Origin of the sequence: Enterococcus dispar ATCC 51266, assembly GCF_000406945.1 — a bacterium.
Lineage (GTDB): Bacteria > Bacillota > Bacilli > Lactobacillales > Enterococcaceae > Enterococcus_C > Enterococcus_C dispar.
The window spans coordinates 2,297,245-2,320,184 of the sequence record NZ_KE136354.1; the positions used below are offsets into that span (position 1 = coordinate 2,297,245).

At 39.6% G+C, this 22,940-nt stretch carries 15 protein-coding genes (1 of these 15 running past the window's edge); 9 read left to right on the forward strand and 6 right to left on the reverse strand.

The features are described 5' to 3' along the window. The 3 genes from RK01_RS10820 to RK01_RS10830 form a co-directional block, all read left to right on the forward strand. On the forward strand, positions 1-2,426 hold the 3' portion of the coding sequence (locus RK01_RS10820) for an ATP-dependent Clp protease ATP-binding subunit (protein WP_016173317.1). 73 nt of this gene lie to the left of the window's left edge; the window shows 2,426 of its 2,499 coding nt (coding positions 74-2,499); its start codon lies beyond the left edge, outside the window; its stop codon occupies positions 2,424-2,426. 310 nt (positions 2,427-2,736) lie between these two features. Continuing rightward, a complete protein-coding gene (locus tag RK01_RS10825; protein WP_016173318.1) occupies positions 2,737-3,660 on the forward strand; it encodes a peptidase U32 family protein in 924 nt (307 codons plus the stop codon). A gap of 294 nt (positions 3,661-3,954) precedes the next feature. Further along, entirely contained in the window at positions 3,955-5,199 is a 1,245-nt protein-coding gene (locus RK01_RS10830) for a peptidase U32 family protein (RefSeq protein WP_016173319.1), read from the forward strand. A 344-nt stretch (positions 5,200-5,543) separates the two neighbouring features. On the opposite strand, the gene gloA2 is transcribed toward RK01_RS10830, so the two are convergent. Next, a complete protein-coding gene (gene gloA2, locus RK01_RS10835; protein ID WP_016173320.1) occupies positions 5,544-5,927 on the reverse strand; it encodes an SMU1112c/YaeR family gloxylase I-like metalloprotein in 384 nt (127 codons plus the stop codon). Between the two features lie 172 nt (positions 5,928-6,099). Here gloA2 and gor point away from each other — a divergent pair, with 172 nt between their 5' ends. Then, complete coding sequence (gene gor, locus RK01_RS10840; protein WP_016173321.1) at positions 6,100-7,449, forward strand: glutathione-disulfide reductase; 1,350 nt, start codon at positions 6,100-6,102, stop codon at positions 7,447-7,449. Between the two features lie 179 nt (positions 7,450-7,628). Here the strand turns inward: gor and RK01_RS10845 are convergent, their stop codons facing one another. From RK01_RS10845 to RK01_RS10860, 4 genes are all read right to left on the reverse strand, one after another. Then, entirely contained in the window at positions 7,629-8,615 is a 987-nt protein-coding gene (locus RK01_RS10845; protein ID WP_016173322.1) for a polyprenyl synthetase family protein, read from the reverse strand. An 82-nt stretch (positions 8,616-8,697) separates the two neighbouring features. Next, on the reverse strand, positions 8,698-9,246 hold the full coding sequence (locus RK01_RS10850; RefSeq protein ID WP_034864730.1) for a Gx transporter family protein: 549 nt from the start codon (positions 9,244-9,246) through the stop codon (positions 8,698-8,700). Positions 9,247-9,262: 16 nt separating this feature from the next. Then, positions 9,263-9,679, reverse strand: coding sequence for a NusG domain II-containing protein (locus tag RK01_RS10855; protein WP_034864728.1), 417 nt, complete (start codon positions 9,677-9,679; stop codon positions 9,263-9,265). Positions 9,680-9,933: 254 nt separating this feature from the next. Beyond that, on the reverse strand, positions 9,934-11,937 hold the full coding sequence (locus RK01_RS10860; protein WP_016173325.1) for an NAD(P)/FAD-dependent oxidoreductase: 2,004 nt from the start codon (positions 11,935-11,937) through the stop codon (positions 9,934-9,936). Positions 11,938-12,200: 263 nt separating this feature from the next. Here RK01_RS10860 and RK01_RS10865 point away from each other — a divergent pair, with 263 nt between their 5' ends. The 4 genes from RK01_RS10865 (at position 12,201) to menA (ending at position 17,347) form a co-directional block, all read left to right on the forward strand. Further along, positions 12,201-13,364, forward strand: a complete 1,164-nt coding sequence (locus RK01_RS10865; protein ID WP_016173326.1) for a hypothetical protein — start codon at positions 12,201-12,203, stop codon at positions 13,362-13,364. A 352-nt stretch (positions 13,365-13,716) separates the two neighbouring features. After that, positions 13,717-14,643 carry an extracellular electron transfer flavoprotein PplA gene (gene pplA / locus RK01_RS10870; protein WP_016173327.1) on the forward strand — a complete coding sequence of 309 codons (927 nt, stop codon included), beginning with the start codon at positions 13,717-13,719 and terminating at the stop codon, positions 14,641-14,643. 579 nt (positions 14,644-15,222) lie between these two features. Further along, positions 15,223-16,305: an FAD:protein FMN transferase gene (locus tag RK01_RS10875; RefSeq protein ID WP_016173328.1), complete on the forward strand. Its 1,083-nt coding sequence runs from the start codon at positions 15,223-15,225 to the stop codon at positions 16,303-16,305. 85 nt (positions 16,306-16,390) lie between these two features. Further along, positions 16,391-17,347 (forward strand): 1,4-dihydroxy-2-naphthoate polyprenyltransferase, encoded by a 957-nt coding sequence (gene menA / locus RK01_RS10880; RefSeq protein ID WP_016173329.1) that lies wholly within the window; start codon positions 16,391-16,393, stop codon positions 17,345-17,347. A 139-nt stretch (positions 17,348-17,486) separates the two neighbouring features. On the opposite strand, the gene RK01_RS10885 is transcribed toward menA, so the two are convergent. Next, on the reverse strand, positions 17,487-18,452 hold the full coding sequence (locus RK01_RS10885) for a biotin--[acetyl-CoA-carboxylase] ligase (protein WP_016173330.1): 966 nt from the start codon (positions 18,450-18,452) through the stop codon (positions 17,487-17,489). An 831-nt stretch (positions 18,453-19,283) separates the two neighbouring features. Here RK01_RS10885 and rpoB point away from each other — a divergent pair. Further along, complete coding sequence (gene rpoB / locus RK01_RS10895) at positions 19,284-22,898, forward strand: DNA-directed RNA polymerase subunit beta (protein WP_016173332.1); 3,615 nt, start codon at positions 19,284-19,286, stop codon at positions 22,896-22,898. Positions 22,899-22,940: the final 42 nt, after the last annotated feature.

A 22,940-nucleotide genomic window follows, 5' to 3' on the forward strand; every position in this document is an offset into this window, starting at 1 on the left:
ATCAATCTGTTGGTTCAGAGCATTTATTATTGGCTTTGATTATTGAACAAGACGGTATTGGTGGGAAAGTTTTACGGGAAATGAATATTTCGGAAAATGATGTCAGAGAAGAAATCGAACACTTAACAGGCTATGGAACGATGAAATCTTATCCGGCAGGGGCATATTTACCTTATTCACCTCGGGCAAAACAAATTTTTGCTTATGCTGGTGACGAAGCCAAACGCCTTGGGGCACCTAATATTGGGACAGAACATTTATTGTTAGGCCTTTTACGTGATGATGAAATTTTAGCTTCTCGCATTATGGTCAATCTTGGTTTGAGTTTAGCCAGAATGCGCCAAATTTTGAAAAAGAAAATGGGTGTCAGTGAAAGTAAAGCACCAAATAATGGTCTGGGAGGACGCCGTCGCCAAGCACCACAAGGGTCAAAAGGCACACAGCAAGGCACTCCTACTTTAGATGGGTTGGCGCGCGATCTTACCAAATTAGCGCGAGAAAGCCGTTTAGATCCCGTAGTTGGGCGTAGTAAAGAAGTAAAACGTCTGATTCAAATTCTTTCCCGTCGGACAAAAAACAATCCGGTTTTGGTAGGTGAACCAGGTGTTGGTAAAACGGCTATTGCTGAAGGACTCGCACAACAAATCATCCGTGGCGAAGTCCCGGAAGATATGCAGCAAAAACGTTTGATGATGCTCGATATGGGTTCTCTTGTTGCTGGTACAAAATACCGGGGCGAATTTGAAGATCGTATGAAAAAGATTATTGATGAAATTTACCATGATGGGCAAATCATTTTATTTATTGATGAATTACACACGTTGATTGGGGCTGGGGGAGCAGAAGGCGCCATTGATGCTTCCAATATTTTAAAACCGGCTTTAGCTCGCGGTGAATTGCAAACAATTGGTGCGACAACACTAGACGAATATCAAAAATATATTGAAAAAGACTCCGCTTTGGAACGTCGTTTTGCTCGTATTCAAGTAGATGAACCGACACCAGAAGAAGCTGAAGAAATCTTAAAAGGGCTGCGTCCCCGCTATGAAGAACATCATGGCGTTGAAATTTCTGATGATGCGCTTCATGCGGCTGTTCAATTGTCCGTGCGTTACATCAACTCCCGGCAATTACCAGATAAAGCGATTGACTTAATGGATGAATCTGCGGCGAAAGTCCGCTTGGATAAAGCTGATGAACCTTCTGAAATCATTGGGTTACAAGAGGATATTGCCAATTTAATGAGTGAAAAAGAAGAAGCGATTCAAAACCAAAACTTTGAAGCGGCTGCTCGTCTACGACAAAAGGAGAAGAAATTAAGCCAACGTTTAGCAGAATTAGCCTTTGCGGAAACAAAAGAAGCATCCGGCTTTGCCGATCGGGTCACCGCAGAAGATGTAGCTTCTGTCGTTTCCCAATGGACGGGTGTGCCGTTGCAACAAATGGAGAAAAAAGAAAGCGAACGCTTATTGGATTTAGAAAAAATTCTTCACCAACGTGTTGTCGGGCAAGATGAAGCGGTGAAAGCTGTGGCGCGCTCCATTCGTCGTGCTAGAAGCGGGTTGAAAGATCCAAACCGTCCAATTGGTTCGTTTATGTTCTTAGGGCCAACAGGTGTCGGTAAAACGGAATTAGCCAAAACCTTAGCTGAAGCGATGTTTGGGAGTGAAGACGCCTTAATCCGCGTCGATATGTCAGAATTCATGGAAAAATATAGTACCAGCCGTTTGATTGGTTCACCTCCAGGTTATGTAGGATATGATGAAGGGGGCCAACTAACAGAAAAAGTCCGTTCTAAACCTTATTCGGTAATCTTATTAGATGAAGTAGAAAAAGCGCATCCAGATGTCTTTAATATTTTATTACAAGTCTTAGATGATGGACATTTGACTGATTCTAAAGGTCGAAAAGTCGATTTTCGCAATACGATCTTAATTATGACCTCAAATATTGGTGCCACTCAAATTCGTGAAGAAAAAAATGTCGGTTTTAACGTGACCGATCTTACGAAAGATCATGGGGCTATGCAAAAACGCATTTTAGAAGAGTTGAAAAAAGCGTTCCGTCCTGAATTTTTAAACCGAATTGATGAAACTGTGGTCTTCCGTTCATTAGGTGAAGCTGAGATTCAACAAATCGTGAAGATTATGAGTAAATCCATTGTGAAACGTTTAGACGAACAAGATATTCACTTGAAGATTACGCCAGCTGCTAATGAAGTAATTGGTAAAGCTGGTTTTGACCCGGAATATGGCGCACGTCCAATTCGGCGGGCGCTCCAAAAAGAAGTGGAAGACCGTTTATCTGAAGCCTTGTTATCTGGCCAAATTCATTTAGGGGATAACGTCACAATTGGTGCAAAAAAAGGCAAGATTACCTTAACAGTGAAAGAAGCTGCAGAAAATCGCAAATTGCAAAAAGCTTAATTTTTGACTGAATTTGTAAAAGCCACAATGTTACGAAATTTCGTAGCGTTGTGGCTTTTTTTGGGGGGTAAAGAGAATTATATGCTTTTCATAAGGAATAAGGCCGCTATACAAAAGTTGTCGGTGTTTCGTGCCACAAACGAACGTTTAACGACATTAAGAAAAAAGAGTAAAACGCGTTTGGTTCATTTTTCTTGGTATTTAGTTTTTCTTCAATAATAAACTTTTAAAAATAGTAGGATTTTTGATTGCTACTTCTAAAATGACACACCCTGTGATAAGATAATTGAGTTATTAAAGGGGGAAGAAGATGATTGAACTAATCACAACGGTAGCTTCAGTTGATCAAGCCAAAGCAATGTTGGCTGCTGGCGTGGATACCATTTATTTTGGGGAAGAAACATTTGGGTTACGCCTACCGTATTCATTTTCACGTACAGAACAACAGGAATTAGTTAATTTAGCCCATGCTGCCGGGAAAAAAGCAGCGATTGCCGTCAATGGCATTATGCATCCCGAAAAGATGAAAATTGTGCCGGAATACTTAGCCTTTGTCAAAGAAATCGGTACTGATCAAATCGTCGTAGGAGATCCCGGGGTCGTTTATGTCATGATGCAAGATGAAAAACTAGCAACTCCTTTTATTTATGACGGCGAAACTTTGGTCACCAGTGCACGGCAAATTAATTTTTGGGGTAAAAAAGGCGCAGTTGGGGCCGTATTAGCCAGAGAAGTTCCTTTTGCTGAAATGAAAGAATTAGCACCACAATTAACAATACCAACGGAAGTTTTGGTCTATGGCGCCACTTGTATTCACCAATCCAAGCGCCCGCTTTTACAAAACTATTATAATTATACAAAACAAGATGAAAGTACCAGTAAAGAACGTAATTTATTCTTATCTGAGCCGAAAAAGCCCGAGACCCATTACTCGATTTATGAAGACAGTCATGGCACCCATATTTTTGCCGATAATGATGTGGACTTGATGAATGAGTTGGCGCAATTAGCCCAAACTGGCTTTAGGACTTGGAAATTAGAAGGTTTATTTACCGATGAAGAAAACTTTGTGGCTGTAGCGCAATTATTTGTAACGGCAAAAGCCGCAATTTTAGCTGGTACTTGGGATGAAACGCAAGCCAAAGCCCTAGACGAAAAACTTCGCGCTTTGCATCCAGACAAGCGGGGATTAGATACCGGATTTTACTATTTAGACCCGAATAAAATTCGTTAAAGTTAAAAGTAACTGTAACTTAAACTTAGTTGCAGTATGAAATTAAGTGAAAAAGAGCAAAAAAGTATGTCAATAAGTGGGAACTGAAATAAGCATAGACCGCTTCATCAGCTTCAGCTTTATTGCATTCTTTTAAGCGAGCTTTTTTCACAGCTAAGAAATTGAGGTGACAAAAGACCTGACAACGGGCTTTAAGCCCATTTCTTGAATGAGAGAAACGTATTAAGAGAGTGCAAGCTTAATGCAGGTATCAATGTGGTCTTTTAACATCTAAAGTAGGAGTGACAGGAAAACATGACACAAAAAGTCTTGAAGCGCCCGGAGGTTTTGGCTCCGGCAGGGACATTGGAAAAATTAAAAACGGCAATTCACTATGGCGCTGATGCGGTTTATATCGGTGGAAATGCCTATGGTTTACGTAGCCGTGCGGGTAATTTTACGTATGAAGATATGCAAGAAGGAGTAGCCTTTGCCAAAGCCCACAATGCCAAAGTGTATGTGGCGGCGAATATGGTAACGCATGAAGGCAATGAAGAAGGGGCGGGGGATTTTTTCCGGGAATTACGCGATGTTGGGATTAGTGCAGTTATCGTATCGGATCCAGCTTTAATTGAAATTTGTGCTACTGAAGCTCCAGGTTTACCGATTCATTTATCAACCCAAGCATCTGCCACGAATTTTGAAACATTGGAATTTTGGAAAAATGAAGGTTTGGAACGTGTTGTTTTAGCCCGAGAAGTTTCAATGGCCGAAGTAGCGGAAATTCGCAAAAATACAGATATTGAAATTGAAGCCTTTATTCATGGGGCAATGTGCATTTCGTATTCGGGACGTTGTACATTATCAAACCATATGTCGATGCGGGATGCCAATCGCGGGGGGTGTTCCCAATCTTGCCGCTGGAAATATGAATTGTACGATATGCCCTTTGGAACGGAACAACACCGCAGTTTGACTGATAAAGGACAAGTAACTGAAGAATTTTCCATGAGTGCAGTCGACATGACCATGATTGAACATATTCCAGATTTAATTGAAAATGGCGTTGACAGTTTAAAAATTGAAGGACGGATGAAATCCATTCATTATGTTTCAACTGTTTCCAATGTTTATAAAGCAGCAGTTGATAGTTATATAGCTGATCCGGAAAATTATGTGTGCAAACAAGAGTGGATCGATGAATTGTGGAAAGTGGCTCAACGGGAGCTTTCTACGGGCTTTTACTACCATACTCCAAGTGAAAATGAACAATTATTTGGTCCCCGTCGCAAGATTCCGCAATACCAATTTGTCGGAGAAGTAATGGCATATGATCCGGCCACAAAAATTGCCACCATTCGCCAACGGAATCATTTTTCAGTTGGGGATGAAATTGAATTTTATTCACCAGGCTTTAAACATTTTGAACAATCCGTCGAATGGATGAAAAATGATGAAGATGAAATGATTGATCGGGCACCAAATCCAATGATGATTTTAACGATGCCTGTCGTACAGGATGTCGCTGTTGGAGATATGATTCGTAAGAAAAAAGAATAATTGCTGTAAATAAAAAACTCCTGTCTAAATGTGCAGATTGTGAAGCGTTCGATTTTTGACGAACGTTTGGCGATTGCGACCAATAGGCAGGCGTTTTTTTTATAGGTAAAGAGGCTCTTTGTTTTCTCCAAGAAATAAGAGCATAAAGCATTTCTAAAATCCAGCTTCATGAACTAGCTTATTGCTAGCGAGCTGAACGAGTTCATTTGGCTTTTCTTTGATCTAGCTTCCCAAACGAACTCTGTACGGTAATAAGCTGAAATTTGAAGAAATTTGGAAAACAATTTATTAAAATTCCATCTTATTACTTGAGAGTTACCCACGTTTGCTCAGCTTTTCTGACCTTATTCATGTAATTCAAGGGGCAGACCATTGGGATCAAAGAAAAATGTCATTTTCTCATTGGTGAAAGTATCATGACGGATTTCTTCACAGCGGACACCATTTGCTTTTAAGTAAGCGACTTGGGCTGTGATGTCATCTGTTTTAAAAGCTAAGTGGCGTAATCCAGCAGCTTCAGGAAAACTGGGGCGCTCAGGAGGATTTGGTACGGCAAAGATTTCCAACTCGCAATTTTCTAATTGTAAATCGAGTTTGGTATCCTTTTTTTCCGGACGGTAATGTTCACGGATAATGGGTAAGCCTAGAATATCGACATAAAAATGTTTGGCCGCAGCCAAATCGGAGACGATAATGGCAACGTGATGAATTCGGGTAAATTTTAGCATGGTTTTCCTCCGTTTATAGTCTAATAAATATTACGTAAACAGCAGATGCAATAAAGACAAATTTAAAATAAGTTTAGCCTATAAACAGCCTACTAGCTTATCATTTTTCTTTCAAGTACAATACAGATATTGAAAAATATGGTAATCCTGAAGTGATGAAGGGGAGAATAGTGTGAAAAGTTATGATTATATTGTTATCGGCGGCGGCAGTGGCGGGATTGCATCAGCAAACCGCGCTGGGATGCATGGTCAAAAAGTGCTACTGATTGAAGGAAAAGCACTTGGCGGAACTTGTGTTAATGTCGGTTGTGTGCCAAAAAAAGTAATGTGGCAAGCGAGTGAAATGTTGGAAATGATACATCGGGATGCCCCGAGTTATGGTATTACAGCAGATGTGAAAAAGTTTGATTTTACTGAACTGGTAAATCGCAGAGAAAAATACATTTCATTTTTACATGGTGCATATCAAAAAGGCTTGGATAGCAATAAAGTGGATGTAGTAACCGGCTACGCCAAATTTGTCGATGCTCAAACAGTTGTGGTAGGTGATGAAGAATTTTCTGCCCCTCACATTTTGATTGCAACCGGCGGACGTCCCAGCCAAATGAATATCCCTGGGGGCGAGTATGCCATTGATTCAGACGGATTTTTTGCAATGACTGAAAAACCGGCCAGCATGATTGTATTGGGTGCAGGTTATATTGCAGCTGAGCTTTCTGGTATGGCCCAACAAATGGGAATTAAAACTACATGGGCTTATCGGCAAGGTCGGCCTTTGCGAACGTTTGATACTATGTTAAGCGACAATATTGTGGAAATGTATCAAGAAAACGGCGTGACGTTGTGCCCTGAGCACGTCGCCAAAGAGATTATTAAAAATGAAGACGCCACATTTACTGTTGTTTTTGAAAATGGTGCAACTCACACAGCAGCACAAGTTTTGTTTGCCGGGGGACGCTTACCCAATAGTCAAAAACTTGGATTAGAAAAAATTGGCGTAAAATTAGACGAGCGCGGCTTTATTGTCGTGGACAAATTTCAAAATACTTCTGTAGCTGGTATCTATGCAGTCGGCGATATTATTGGCAAGGTGGAGTTGACCCCAGTTGCAATTGCGGCTGGCCGGCGTTTATCAGAACGCCTGTTTAATGGCAAGAAAGATTTGCATTTAGATTATGATTTGATTCCAACTGTCATTTTCACGCATCCACCCATTGCGACAATTGGCTTAACAGAAGAACAAACCTATGAAAAATATCCAGATGAAAAAATAAAAGTCTATCGCTCGCGCTTTACACCAATGTATTTTGCTTTAAATGATTACCGCCAAAAATGCGAAATGAAACTGATTTGCGTCGGTGAAGAAGAACGAATTGTCGGCTTACACGCGATTGGTATCGGAGTCGATGAAATGTTACAAGGTTTTGCTGTCGCCATTAAAATGGGCGCAACGAAAGCTGATTTTGACAATACCGTTGCTATTCACCCCACTGGTGCTGAAGAATTTGTCACGATGCGCTAAGAGCTTGCTAGTATAGCGGTAGATGTTTTTGCAGAAATATGTTCTATTTCATTAAGTTTTAGGCTTTAACGGATGAAATTAAGACTTATAATTTAAAAGAACCCGTCCCATGTCAGCTTTTCTACTAACGGGAGTCGGGTTCTTTTTTGTGGTTATTTCAAAATAAGTATAATCTTTTGTTAATTTTTCCGCTCTAAAATCGTCTGAGTCAAGCGTAAAAGGATCGCTTTGGTATTTAAATCGTTGTCTGGAAGCTTTTTAATGCCTTTTAGGGCTTTATCTGTATAGTCTTCGGCATAGGCTTTAGCAGCCTCTACGCCACCAAATTCGTGGACATAACCATATAGGGTTTCCACTTCTTCATCTGTTATTTCCCCACGCTTTTCTAAAAGAGGCAACACTTGTTGGGGAGCTTTTTGCAAAGCCAACAATAAAGGCAGAGAGTATACTCCTTGGCGCACATCTTCTAGGACTGGTTTGCCGATAGCGGTTGCCGGTTGTGAATAGTCTAAAATATCATCAATGATTTGAAAGGCCATACCAATATTTTGACCGATATCCCCACATTGTTTGGCAAAACGTTCGCCAGTACCACTTTCTAAGGCCCCTACAGAACAACTTAAGGAAAACAATTCTGCAGTTTTTCCCGAAATATTTTCTAAATAATCATTAATGGTGACGTTTGTATCAAAACGTGTATCCATTTGACCTAATTCACCGTTTAAGATTTTTTCCATACTGCGAGAATTAATTTGTAAGCTGCGCATTGAACTTGCGTAATCCGCCATTAACTTAAAGCAGCAGACAAAGAGAAAATCACCGGCATAAACGGCTACGGCATTGCCAAACTCTGAGCGAATCGTTTGGAGACCGCGGCGCAAATCCGCTTCATCGACAATGTCGTCATGAACTAAAGTAGCGGTGTGGAGCATTTCAATCGAGGCAGCTAAAGAAACAGCTTTTTTACGGTCTTGTTCTGGGCCAAATTGAGAAAAAAGGAGTTGATAGGCCGGGCGCAGTAATTTGCCTCCTGAGTGAATCATACTTAAAATGGCATCGGCGACAGGTTTGTTTTTCAATTTAATCGAATCTTCCATTAGCGTCAATGTTTGGCGCAATTCGGGTTGTAAGGCAGGATATTCCTGCCAAAGTGGATGTAACTTCATAAAATTCTCCTTTAGGTTTTAAAAGGCAAGAAATGCAGGTCCTTTCAATAATCAGTGGTAACAAGTATCAAAGAAAGCGTAACTAACGCCAACTTTGTTTGGTTTGGTTTTCATAGGCAATTTGGAATTTTTGCAACGTTTGGACGCGACGCAACAAAAAGTTCGCGGCAATCCCAATGGCAATTCCGGATAAAATACCAAAAAATGATAAGATTGGCAGATATAACATCACGGTCCATGATTGGGCAATAAAAGAAGCAGTGAGGAGTTGTCCTACATTATGCATAAAACCGCCTGCAGCACTAATGCCAATAATACTAATGCGTTTTGGACCCAAAATGCGTAAGAAAGCCATCGCAAAATAGCTTAACATGGCACCGCTCATACTATAAAGAAAAGTTGAAAGGGTCCCGCCTAGCAGAGTGGTTAAAATCAAGCGCATCCAGACTAAAGTAAAGCTGTCTTTTTTAGGCATTGTGAAAAGGGAGATAATCGTAATTAAATTAGCTAAGCCCAATTTAGCACCAGGCGCAAAGGCAAACGGATAAGGAATCATATTTTCAACCAGACCAATAACCACGCCTTGAGCCACTAAAAGGGCAATATAAATCATTTTTTGTGTACGACTCATTTGATAGGACGTTTAATTAATAAATTAAATCGTCGCTGTCACCTCCTTGACTACCTTGTACTTCAATGACAAGTTTATGAGGCAAACAGACAATGGTCTCACCATTTTCTTTGGCCCAACCGCGTCTTACGCAGACTTGGTCGCCACAATTGGCTTCTTTGATTCTGATTTGATCGTCTTTTACTTCAATTAAATTGTAATCCCCATCGGCATCTTCGTAACGATAGGATTCGTTTTGGCCTTTAAAGAGTTTAAAGGACTTGATTTCTTTGCCATCGACACGTAAAACAGCTACTTTGGTGGTAACCGGCGCGTCTGTTTGTTGCAAACCAAAAATAATCGTTGGAATAAACGAAGCAATAATTAAAAAGACAACGATAATAAAATCCCAGGGTTTTAGTTTGCTGGCTTTGATAAATTCTTTTATTTTCAAAGGGGTCACCTTTCTAACTGCTTTTAAAACTGTGTTGCTGCAAAAAATAGACGTTTTATTCTATTGTAAGGTAGTGCTGCTGTTAAAAACTCGCGAATTTTAGTCCGGAATAAACAACTGATTTGTTAAATTGCAACCGAATTTTAGCGCGAACTTTTAAGCAATCTTTATTTTAACATAGGAACTTGTCAGAGAACTAAGAAAAGACCCAGACAACAACTGCCCGGGTCTTTTTTACGTGCCTTACAGCAAGTTTATTTTTGATTGTAAAGTGATTTCGGCTTGCCGTACCACCAGCCGCCTAGTTTTTTCTGAATCCAAGGAATTACCCAGCGGTCTAAACCGACTGCACGGCCAGAACCGTTCATTAAGGCAAAGGCAACTGGAATAAACCAAATGTTAACCCAGTAGAACATCCCAGACATACAAAACATTGCGACTAAGATAATTGTTGTTCCGTTCATTAACCAAGTGAATAAACCGGCCATGATACAAAGTGCAATACCGATTTCAACAAAGACCATCATTTTTTGGAAGAACATTGCAACATCCATGTTTGGCATCATAACTTTCATAATACTGCTAAACCAGTCAGGTGCTTTATCTAACACAGCCATTGGTTCTTCACCGTAAGCATAACTTAAACCAAAGTGAGCCGCATGTGTTGCCGCTTCAGCGCCACCACTTGTCGCAGCATCAGCAGCCCCAGAAGCACCACCGACAGCATCGGCAACACTTGAAGCACTTGTGGCAGCAGTAGCAGAAGCGCCACCGACAGCGTCAGCTGCACCAGAAGATGCTGTTGTTGCAGCTTCTTTGGCGTAATCCCAAGTCCAAGGGAAGACAGAGTTGCCAGTAAACCATGAACCTTCACCAAACCAAGTGGATGGTTTTAATACTTCGCCATTGCCGACGATTTTTTTGAAGGCTTCAATAAACCAAACTAAACCATAAAAGATACGCAGTGGAACACTCCACAAAACATTACCATAACGAGAAGAATGGCCACGAGTAACGTTGCGGTCATCTTTAATATGGAAGAATTCATGCATCATGTATTGGAACATATAGTAACCAGAACGAATATCAAAGAAATATTTCAAGTTGACGACATGTTTCATAATAATGGCTAAGAAACCACTTAAATGGATTTTGCCGAATAATTCTGCGACACCCCATTTTGAACCAACAGAAACCATGAAACCTTGGTAGTTACTCTTAAATTTGTGTTTTTCACCGTCGCCTTTAATTGCTGAAACGACATTAGCTGCAGCACAATGTCCTGTTTGTTCAGCCGCTTGAACGATTTGTGGTGTTGGTGTATTTGGTTGTTCTTCGTAATAAACCAAATCTCCGATGATATAAATATTTTTATCTTCGTAACCTTTAGCTTCCATATATTCATTGGCAACTAAACGGTTCCCGCGAGCAGCTTCTAAACCAAAGTCGGCTGCATCAGAAGTTGCTTTAACACCAGCAGTCCAGATTAATGTGTGGGTGGGAATAGTTGAGCCGTCTTTTAATTGAATATGATCTGCATCAACTTCAACGATTGGGGCGTTTAAAACAAGTTCAACATTTTTCTTTTCCAAGTAACGAACTGCTTTGTTGGCATCATTACGATTTAACATGTTCAAAATTGTTGGCATTGCTTCAACAACTTTTAAAGTAAATTCATTTGGATCTAATTTGTAGTCTTCTGCCAAGCGGTCTTTCCATTCCACTAATTCACCGATCATTTCAATCCCGGTAAAACCAGAACCACAGACAACAAATGTTAACATTGCTTTACGTTTTGTTGCATCTGGTTCAATCGCAGCTTTGGCTACTGTGTGTTCGATGTGTTCGCGAATCCGAACAGAATCTTCAAACGACCACAATGTGAAGCCGTGTTCTTTCACACCAGGGGTACCAAAATCGTTTGGTTCGCCACCCATACCAATTATTAAATGATCAAACGCGTAACTACCAGCTTGTGTTTTTACAACTTTTTGTTCTTTGTCGATTCCAACTACAGTATCTGTTACCAATTTGACATTTTTCTTACGGGAAAATAACCGTTGTAAGTCATATTGAATCGCAGTTGGTTCCACGCGGCCACCGGCAACTTCGTGTAGTTCTGTCATCATGGTGTGATAAGAATGACGATCGATTAATGTGATTTCCACATCATCTTTCTTCAATTTCTTAGCCATGAATTTAGTAGCGGCTACACCTGCGTAACCCGCACCCACAACGACAATGTTTTTCTTTGTCATTGAATATCGCTCCTTAAAATATAAAAATAGTATGATAATTATTACACAATCCACCCTATTATACAGACAGAAAGACGGTTTGTCTATCCTAAAAAAATTATGAGAACGTGCTTTTTTTGAAAAAATAAGCTTGTGAAGATAGACCATTATTGTGAAATTTTCTCAATATTGAAAACGGTTGACTTTTAGGTAGCTTTAATTACAATGTAATGTGCATCACAAGTACTTCATAAAAAAACAAACGGAAGAGGGGAAACACAAAAATGAAATCGAAAAAATTAGTAGTAGGGTTTACAGTTTTAACTTTTTCTGCCTTAGTATTGGGCGCTTGCAGTCCCGATAATAAAGATGACAGCGCAAGTTCATCATCTAAGACAGAACAAACAACAGCTTCATCAACCACTGCTTCAACAACAGCTGCCAATGCAGATGTAAAAATCGCTGACGGTAAAACAGCCAACGCTGAAGTGCCAGGTGCTGGGACTATCGTTATGCGTCAATTATACACAGCACCCCATGGGGACAAATCATTTGCCGTTGTCAATGTAACGTTAGATGGCGACAAAATTCTTTCCGCACGTATGGATGAATTCCAATACGTTGAAAAAGGCGATGATTGGACTGGCGTTCCAAATGCCGATGCAAAATTAGGCGAAAACTTCCCGGAAGGCAATATTTTAGTTGCCAAAGAAGAAAACAGCAAAGCTTACTCAGCTATGATGAAAGATCATGGTGGCGCAACCCAAACATGGGATGAAAGCATGACTGCAATCACCAACTTTGTTAAAGGTAAAACAATCGCTGAAGTGGAAAAAGCGGTAAAAGATCTTGATGCACAAGGAGAGGACGCAAAAGTTTCTGACGTAGTATCAGGTGCGACATTCTCTGATACAAAGGGTTACTTACAATCTATCGTCGATGCTGCTAAATCTGGTATGGTTTCTGTTGGTGAAAAAACGAGCAATACAGATTTAAAAGAAGCGATAATTTTAGCTGCTCCTCATGGTGATCAATCCTTTGCAACTGTAACAGTTGCCTTAGACGGTGATAAAGTAGCGGCAACATTTGTCGATGAATTCCAATATGTTGATCCAGCCGATTTTGGTGGCGTACCAAATTCTAATGCTGCATTTGGCGAAGGCATTAAAGACAATTTGGTTTTAGGTTCGAAATATGCTAACAATGAAGCTTATTCAGCTCTTATGAAAGACCATGCAAAAGCAACGCAAACATGGGAAGAAAATATTCATGCTGTTGATGCCTTTGCTAAAGGTAAAACAGTAGCCGAATTAGAAACGGCAGTGAAGGATCTGAAAGGCCAAGGCGAAGATGCTAAAGTTTCTGACGTCGTTTCTGGTGCAACTTTTGCTGATACTGCTGGTTACTTACAAGCGATTATTGATGCAGCAAAAAAAGCCGCTGAATAATTTTAGTTAAATAATTTTACAACTTCCAGTCGCTCGCAGGCTGGAAGTTTTTTTGTGAAAAATTGGTGGCTAATCCCTTACTTAGCTAAAAATACAAAATGTACAATAGTCGATCTGACACAGCTTTGGCAGTTATTGAAGAAAGCCGTGGAAGACCCAAAACCATGTGAATTTTATTTCAAAATGAATGATAGATAAGAACAATGGCGAAAAAAAGATACAATAACAGTCATTGTAAATCGTTAATAAGCGTGGAAACGTTTGACTTTTTAGCAACTTTAATTACAATGTAATATGTATCACATACTCGGTGTGTGACAAGAATAAGTGAAATGAAGAGGGGAAATACAAAATGAAATCGAAAAAATTAGTAGCAGGTTTTACAGTCTTAGCTTTTTCTGCCTTATTATTAGGTGCATGTAGCTCAGACAATAAAGATGACAGCGCAGCAAGCTCATCTTCTGCGACAGAACAAACAACAGCATCATCTTCAAAAGAAGAAGCTAAAGTAATTGCTGGTGGCGAAATGAAAGACGGCACTTACAAATTAGAAGAAAAAAATTATTCAAATGGCTACCGTGCAACATTTGAAATGACTGTTAAAGACGGCAAAATTACAGATTCTAAATATGATAACGTCAACAAAGACGGCAAATCAAAAACAGAAGATGCTGATTACAACAAACAAATGAAAGACAAAGCTGGAATTTCACCGGAAGAATTTATTCCTAAATTCAACGAAGAATTCGTTGCAGCACAAGATCCATCAAACATGGACGTTGTAACTGGTGCGACTCACTCATTTGAATCATTCCAAAACTATGCACAACAATTAATTCAAGCAGCACAAGCTGGAAATACAGATACAATTGAAATTGACAATGGTGCAGCACTTCAAGACGGCACTTACTCATTGAAAGAAAAAAATGATAAAAACGGCTACCACGTTGACTTCTCAATCGTAGTAAAAGACGGTAAAATTACAGAATCTAACTACGATAACTTAAACGCAGACGGTAAATCTAAAAAAGATGATGCGGACTACGAAAAGAACATGAAAGACAAATCTGGCGTTGGTCCTAAAGAATATATCGAAGATTTGAACAAAAACTTCTTAGCTGCAATGGGCAAAGAAGACGGTTCACCTGCTGATATGGACGTTGTAACTGGTGCAACTCACAGCTCACATACATTCATCATCTATGCTGAACAATTAATCAATGCCGCTGAAAAAGGCGACACTACACCAATCGAAATTGACAACATTGTAACTGAATAATTGTTTGTCTACTGAAAACCCGACCGCACTTTTCTATGCGGTCGGGTTTTTTGCGACTTCAACTAGGCGTTCTCTGCCGTAGTTGAATCGTATGGGAAACGAGGAAAAGGATTTTTGCTAAAAAAATCATCTCCTTAATTGGAGATAGCTGCGACTTCAACTAGGCGTTTTCTGCCGTAGTTGAATCGTATGGGAAGCGAGGAAAAGGATTTTGGTTTAACGAAAAGACGCTATTATTGCAAAAAACGAGCCTCAAAATGAAAAATCTTTTTGCATTTTTCTGATTAAAAAATAATGAAATAGTATTAAATATCTTGTTTTGTTAAAAATAAGTGATAGCTTTCATTTTTTATTAATGCGTAAGAATTACTTGTGAAAAAAACAAAAGTAAATTTTAAAATTATTGGTGTATCAAGTTATCTGTGGAATTGTTATTTTGCACAAGAGCTTTTTTTGATATTGATGTTATTTCAAATTATGTTTAAATTTGGCTGATAACGCTTTTTTGACAAACTTGTGACTTTGCAAACAAGCCAAAAACAGCTATGATGTAAACGTTGATTTTAAGGAGGAAAGAACATGAAAAAATATTGGCACCTCATGCTGGTTGCCTTCATCGGTATTTTCTTTTTAGCCGCTTGTGGCAAAGGCGACAGCGAAAAAAAGACGGCAAAATTAAGAGAAGAACCTTATTACCAAGAAAAATTTTTGATGGGAACTTACGTTAGAATTCGCGTTTACGATGAAGGCAAAGAAGATGCATTGAAACCAGCCTTTGATCGGGTCAAAGAATTAGCGGATAAAATTACCATTAATCAAAAAGGCTCAGAAATTGATGCGATTAATGCACAAGCCGGTGTGAAACCAGTCAAAGTGACCAGTGATATGTATTATCTATTAAAAGAAGCATACAAATATAGTGAAGAAACCAATGAAGCATTTAATATGACCATTGGTGCGATTACGCAATTGTGGCGGATTGGTTTTGATGATGCTAGAAAACCGGCTCAAAGTGAAATTGATGCGGCATTGAAGAAAATTGATTTCCATAAAGTAAAATTCAATGACAAAGATCAAACCGTTTATTTAGAAGAAAAAGGAATGATCATTGATCTAGGGGCAATTGCCAAGGGCTATATCACCGATGAAGTGGTCAAAGTCCTAAAAGAAAAAGGCGTGACTTCAGCCATTGTCGATTTAGGCGGAAATGTCTACGTCTTAGGTCACAGTAATCGCGGTGAGAGTGATCCGTGGAATGTGGGGATTCAAGACCCTAATAAAGATCGCGGTTCGATTGTGGGTAGTATCAAAGAAAAAAATCGGACAATTGTTACTTCCGGAATTTATGAACGATTTTTAGAAGTCGACGGTAAAAAATACCATCATATTTTTGATTCAAAAACCGGCTATCCTTATGATAACGATATTGCCGGTGTGTCAATTATTACCAATAAATCAATTGACGGCGATGCCCTGTCAACTTCTGTTTTTGCGATGGGAGTTAAAGAGGGTCTAGAATTTGTGGAAGAGCACGAAAAAGGCAGCGATGCGATTTTTGTTACGAAAGATGATAAAATTTATGTTACCAATGGGATTAAAGACAATTTCAAAATTGGTAAAGATTCGGGTTACACTATGGGAAATCGCAGCGAGTTGAAATAAGCAAAAGCTGCCAACTTGTTGGCAGCTTTTCTTCATAATGTGATGGGGAATTTTGATATGTTTTAAAAGAAAAGGAGTTTGGTTTATGTCTTTAAAGGTTTTTTTGGAAGTTGTTGAGATTAAAACAAAAATTGCCAGTGTTTTTCCCTTTTTAGTAGGAGCTTTGTTTTCTGCTACTTTTTACCATTCATTTCATTTAGGGTATACGTTGTTGTTTTTTGTCGCCATGTTAATTTTTGATTTGACGACAACGGCCATTAACAATTATATGGACTTTGAAAAAGCCCATTCCAAAACGTATAAGTATCAAGAAAATGTTATCGGCAGAGAAAATGTTTCGCCACGCTTGGTGCGTCAAATGATTGTCGCAATGCTGATTATTGCGGCTGTTTTGGGTTTTATTTTAGCGTATCAGACGGGATGGTTATTGCTTGTCTTAGGTTTTGTATGTTGCTTTATCGGTGTGTTTTATACGTATGGCCCCATTCCTTTATCGCGTATGCCTCTGGGAGAAGTTTTCAGCGGGGTGACGATGGGCTTAGGGATTACGGCTATGGTCGTTTATATCAATACCACTAGTCCTGAGATAATGTATTTGAATCTTGATATTGCAAGTGGAAAATTCTCCTTAACTGGTAATTTTTGGTTAGTAGCTGCGCTGGTTTTAGCCGCAGTACCGCTAATTTGTACGATTGCCAATATTATGTTGGCGAATAATTTGAGAGATTTAGAAACAGATATTAAAAATCACCGCTATACATTAGTCTATTATATTGGTCGTGAACACGGGATTCACTTATTTTCTTACCTGATGTATGCCAGTTATGTGGCCATTTTAGCCGGCGTAATCTTGCAAGTATTCTCTTGGCCTTTACTACTTGTCTTTTTGACATTGCCAAAAGTGCGGCAAAACTTAGCAGCTCATAAAAAAGAATTACCAGCACCTCATAGCTTTGTCTATGCACTAAAAAATATGGTGCTTTTTAACAGCGCATATGTGATTTGTTTAGGACTGTCTCTAGTTTGGCAACTTCTCAGCTAATTTATCTATAAAAAACTGCCTTTTCTGCAAAAGCGGAAAAGGCAGTTTATTTCTATTAGCTAAAGGAAATGATTTTCCATAAGGGATGAGGGCGCGATATACCAAAAATTTCATCTTCTTGCTTTTGAGCTGAACACATTCATTTCGTTTTTCCAATGGCACTTAAGCTAATTTCACCAGAGTTTAAGGTAAACGTTTGTTGCGGTGTTTTCACAACGAGCTGTCCTTCATCGGTAATATCTTGGGCAATGCCGCTGTAGGTTTGGCCGTTTTGATTAAAGCTAACATTTTGACCTAAGACAAAAGAACGTTTGCGGTATTCGGTTAAAAAATCTTGCTGCGGCAAAGCTGCCAGTAGTGCAAAGAAATGTTGCCAAATCTCATGAATAAGCAGATTTCGTTCAAATGGAGCAGTGCCGTCAGCAAAAAGTGAAGTGGCTTTTGTTTGCAAATCGGCGGGGAAATCTTCTTGGGCAATGGCAAAATTTAACCCCATTCCAATAATGACATGGGAGATAATGCCAGATTCAAAGTCGCTTTGGGCTTCGGATAGGATGCCGCAAATTTTGCGTCCATCTAAATAAATGTCGTTCACCCATTTGATTTCTGGCTTGTAGGGCGTTAATTTTTCGATTGCCTGACAAACTGCGACCGCCGCTAAAATAGTATATTGTGGCAGTTCTGCAAAAGATTGGTTGGGAGTGAGTAATAAACTCATATAGATGCCTTCACCTTTTTGCGCGAAAAATGGGCGATTAAAGCGGCCATGAGCTGCTGTCTGCATATCAGCTACTACTAAAAATGGGGCTTTGACGCCGCTGACTTGCGCGAGCTTGGCATCTTTCATCGTTGATTCTGAAATGTCTTTGGTGGCCACTGCTAGGTCTGGTAATCCAGTCGCGATTGCTAGATCATCCAAGCGATCTTGTGGCAAATAACGATACCCCGTTTTTGAATGTTCAAAAGTATAGCCGCCCTTTTCTAATTCCTTAATTGCTTTCCACACAGCCGTCCGAGAAATGGCTAATTTCTGGGCGATTTTTTCACCAGACAAGGTAGTGTTACTCTGTTTTAAAAGTTTGAGAACTTGCGCTTTGGTGGTCAATAAAAAACCTCCTATCGATTTTTATGGTCATATAAAAGATAAAGGATTAAAGCCAAAAAAGAAACAAAAAGACAGCCGATGCGAATCACCAATAATGTAGGGGATTCAAAATGACGGTGGTTTAACACTTGTCGAAAGAAAAATAATAACGTTATCAATAAAGTTGCCAAGATGACTTTATGACGATTCCACTTAATAAAAAAAGCAGAGATTATCAAAAAGAGAGCGACGGGAATCCAAAAGATAAGACCGCTAAGACGTTCCATAAAAAAACACTCCAAATAAAAGATTCAAATTTAAAAGTACTCCTATTGAACAATATTTTTTGTAAAATGTCACGAAAAAATTGTTAATAATTGAACAAGAAGCGAGATTTGTTTAAAACGATTGCATTTTTAAGGGCAAATGTAGCTTTTTTGAAACGCAAATGAATAAAATTGTTTGGATAAGCCAATGAAATGAGCCAAGAAGTGTGCAAATATTTGGCCAAAAACAAATCCGCTTTTTCTAATTATTTTTTTCTTAACAAAGTATTAAGGAAAAGCCCTGATTTGCATTGCAGCCATTGACAAAACAATATTTCGTCTGTATAATCGACAGAGCAAAAACTATCTAATGAAAAGAAGGAAGCAGGAACGATCTATTGTCCGTTTCGGCTTTGCCATAGGAAAACAAAAGTAGAAAGGTCAGTTTGAACGTTCTATCTTTTGGTTTTTTTTATGCCCAAAAGCCGCAAAAAATGCTTTTTGTTACGAAGATTTAATATTTGTAATCTTTTTGTAACGAAAGTTGGATAGCCTTTTTGAAAGAAATTTTTAAGGGGTGAAGAGCTTGGCTGGACACGTAGTAAAATACGGGAAACATCGCGAACGTAGAAGTTACGCTAGAATCAGTGAAGTATTGGAATTACCGAATTTGATTGAAATTCAAACCGACTCTTACCAATGGTTTTTAGATGAAGGTTTGCGTGAGATGTTTGAAGATATCTTACCAATCGATGACTTTAACGGTAATTTGTCACTGGAATTTGTTGATTACGACTTGAAGGAACCAAAATACACAGTTGAAGAAGCTCGTGCGCATGATGCAAACTACTCTGCGCCACTACACGTTACATTACGTTTGACAAACCGTGAAACAGGCGAAATCAAATCACAAGAAGTTTTCTTTGGTGATTTCCCATTAATGACAGAACAAGGAACATTTATCATCAATGGTGCTGAACGGGTTATCGTATCTCAGTTGGTACGTTCACCGGGTGTTTATTTCCACGGTAAAGTAGATAAAAATGGTAAAGAAGGTTTTGGCTCAACTGTTATTCCTAACCGTGGTGCATGGTTGGAAATGGAAACAGATGCTAAAGACATTTCTTATGTTCGGATTGACCGCACACGCAAAATTCCATTAACAGTTTTAGTCCGTGCCTTAGGTTTTGGCTCAGATGATACTATTCTTGAAATTTTTGGCGAAAGCTTGTCATTACGCAACACAATTGAAAAAGACTTACACAAAAATGCAAGTGATTCTCGTACTGAAGAAGGCTTAAAAGATATTTACGAACGACTACGTCCAGGCGAACCAAAAACAGCCGACAGTTCTCGTAACCTTTTGAATGCCCGCTTCTTTGATCCAAAACGTTATGACCTTGCCAACGTTGGTCGTTACAAAGTAAATAAAAAATTAGACCTTAAAACACGTCTATTGAACTTAACCTTAGCGGAAACATTGGTTGACCCTGAAACAGGCGAAATCATCGTTGAAAAAGGAACTGTTTTGTCTCACCAAGAAATGGACAAATTAGCACCGTTCTTAGAAAACGGCTTGAATGCTGTAACTTACTATCCTTCAGAAGATGGTGTCGTGACAGAACCAATGACCGTACAAGTGATTAAAGTCTTTTCTCCAAAAGATCCAGAACGTGAAGTAAATGTGATTGGTAATGGCTATCCTGATGCGACTGTTAAAACAGTTCGTCCGGCTGATATCGTTGCTTCTATGAGCTATTTCTTCAACTTAATGGAAGGTATCGGCAATGTGGATGATATCGATCACTTAGGTAACCGTCGTATTCGTTCAGTTGGTGAATTGTTACAAAACCAATTCCGTATCGGTTTAGCCCGGATGGAACGTGTGGTACGTGAACGGATGTCGATTCAAGATACCGAAACATTAACACCACAACAATTAATTAATATTCGTCCAGTGGTAGCAAGTATCAAAGAATTCTTTGGTTCTTCTCAGTTGTCACAGTTCATGGACCAAACAAACCCATTAGGTGAGTTGACCCATAAACGTCGTCTATCAGCCTTAGGGCCTGGTGGTTTGACCCGAGATCGTGCTGGCTATGAAGTACGTGACGTTCACTATTCTCACTATGGTCGTATGTGTCCAATTGAAACGCCTGAAGGTCCAAATATCGGGTTGATCAATAGTTTGGCATCTTACGCTAAAGTAAATAAATATGGTTTTATTGAAACACCATACCGACGGGTTGATCGTGCAACAGGTCGCGTAACCGACCAAATCGACTATTTAACAGCCGATATTGAAGACCATTACGTTGTTGCCCAAGCAAACAGCCCATTAAATGAAGATGGTACGTTTAAAGAAGAATTGGTTATGGCCCGTGCGACTTCTGAAAACTTAGAAGTAACAATCGACAAAGTTGATTACATGGACGTATCACCAAAACAAGTAGTTGCCGTTGCGACTGCGTGTATTCCTTTCTTAGAAAACGATGACTCCAACCGTGCCTTGATGGGTGCCAACATGCAGCGTCAAGCTGTACCGTTGATTAATCCTAAATCACCATGGGTTGGGACTGGGATGGAATATAAATCAGCCCATGACTCAGGTGCTGCTTTATTATGTAAAAACCCAGGTGTTGTTGAATTTTGTGATGCATCTGAAATTCGTGTTCGTCGTGAAGATGGCGCGTTAGATGTTTACTCTGTTACAAAATTCCGTCGTTCAAACTCAGGTACAAGCTACAACCAACGCCCATTAGTAAAACTAGGGGAAGAAGTTGAAAAAGGCGACATCTTAGCGGATGGACCTTCAATGGAAAACGGCGAAATGGCTTTAGGCCAAAACGTCTTGGTTGCCTTCATGACTTGGGAAGGTTACAACTATGAAGATGCTATCATCATGAGCCGTCGTTTGGTGAAAGATGATGTTTATACTTCTATTCATATTGAAGAATATGAATCAGAAGCTCGTGATACAAAATTAGGGCCTGAAGAAATTACCCGCGAAATTCCAAACGTTGGGGAAGACGCATTGAAGAACTTGGACGAAATGGGGATCATCCGCATTGGTGCTGAGGTTAAAGACGGAGACTTATTAGTTGGTAAAGTAACGCCAAAAGGTGTAACTGAATTATCTGCTGAAGAACGTCTTTTACACGCAATCTTCGGTGAAAAAGCCCGCGAAGTTCGCGATACTTCTCTACGTGTTCCTCACGGCGGTGGCGGTATTGTCCACGACGTGAAGATCTTTACCCGTGAAGCAGGCGATGAATTATCACCAGGGGTTAACATGTTAGTGCGCGTTTATATCGTGCAAAAACGTAAAATCCATGAAGGGGATAAAATGGCCGGTCGTCACGGTAATAAAGGGGTTGTATCTCGGATTATGCCAGAAGAAGATATGCCATATCTTCCAGACGGCACACCGGTTGATATCATGTTGAATCCTTTAGGGGTGCCATCACGGATGAACATCGGACAAGTGTTGGAATTACACTTAGGGATGGCTGCACGTCAATTAGGTATTCACGTTGCGACACCAGTATTTGATGGAGCTAACGATGAAGATGTTTGGGCAACAGTTAAAGAAGCAGGGATGGCCAGTGATGCCAAAACAGTTCTTTACGATGGCCGAACTGGGGAACCATTTGATGGTCGTATCTCCGTTGGGGTTATGTACATGATTAAACTAGCCCACATGGTTGACGATAAATTGCATGCCCGTTCAATTGGACCATACTCACTTGTTACCCAACAACCATTGGGTGGTAAAGCACAGTTTGGTGGACAACGTTTCGGGGAAATGGAAGTTTGGGCACTGGAAGCTTACGGTGCAGCGTATACCTTACAAGAAATCTTGACTTATAAATCAGATGACGTTGTGGGTCGTGTGAAAACATACGAAGCTATCGTTAAAGGTGAACCAATTCCAAAACCTGGTGTACCAGAATCCTTCCGCGTATTAGTGAAAGAATTACAATCATTAGGTTTAAATATGCGCGTTCTTGATATCGATGATGAAGAAATTGAACTTCGTGATATGGACGACGATGATGATGATTTAATTACAGTAGATGCTTTGACGAAATTCGCCGAACAACAATCTGCTAAAGAAGTTGAACAGGCAGCTGCTGCTGAAGAAAAAACTGCAGAAGAAGATTTGAACCAAGAAATCGAAACTGCCGAAGACGTTGAATAAGCTTTAACATAACGGAGAATTTGGCACTTTTTCGTACAAAAA

Bases quoted from the DNA above. Each gene is read 5' to 3' on its own strand.
- RK01_RS10825 (WP_016173318.1), top strand. From the start codon at position 2,737: ATGATTGAACTAATCACAACGGTAGCTTCAGTTGATCAAGCCAAAGCA.
- RK01_RS10830 (WP_016173319.1), top strand. From the start codon at position 3,955: ATGACACAAAAAGTCTTGAAGCGCCCGGAGGTTTTGGCTCCGGCAGGG.
- gloA2 (WP_016173320.1), bottom strand. From the start codon at position 5,927: ATGCTAAAATTTACCCGAATTCATCACGTTGCCATTATCGTCTCCGAT.
- RK01_RS10845 (WP_016173322.1), bottom strand. From the start codon at position 8,615: ATGAAGTTACATCCACTTTGGCAGGAATATCCTGCCTTACAACCCGAA.
- RK01_RS10850 (WP_034864730.1), bottom strand. From the start codon at position 9,246: ATGAGTCGTACACAAAAAATGATTTATATTGCCCTTTTAGTGGCTCAA.
- RK01_RS10860 (WP_016173325.1), bottom strand. From the start codon at position 11,937: ATGACAAAGAAAAACATTGTCGTTGTGGGTGCGGGTTACGCAGGTGTA.
- RK01_RS10865 (WP_016173326.1), top strand. From the start codon at position 12,201: ATGAAATCGAAAAAATTAGTAGTAGGGTTTACAGTTTTAACTTTTTCT.
- pplA (WP_016173327.1), top strand. From the start codon at position 13,717: ATGAAATCGAAAAAATTAGTAGCAGGTTTTACAGTCTTAGCTTTTTCT.
- RK01_RS10875 (WP_016173328.1), top strand. From the start codon at position 15,223: ATGAAAAAATATTGGCACCTCATGCTGGTTGCCTTCATCGGTATTTTC.
- menA (WP_016173329.1), top strand. From the start codon at position 16,391: ATGTCTTTAAAGGTTTTTTTGGAAGTTGTTGAGATTAAAACAAAAATT.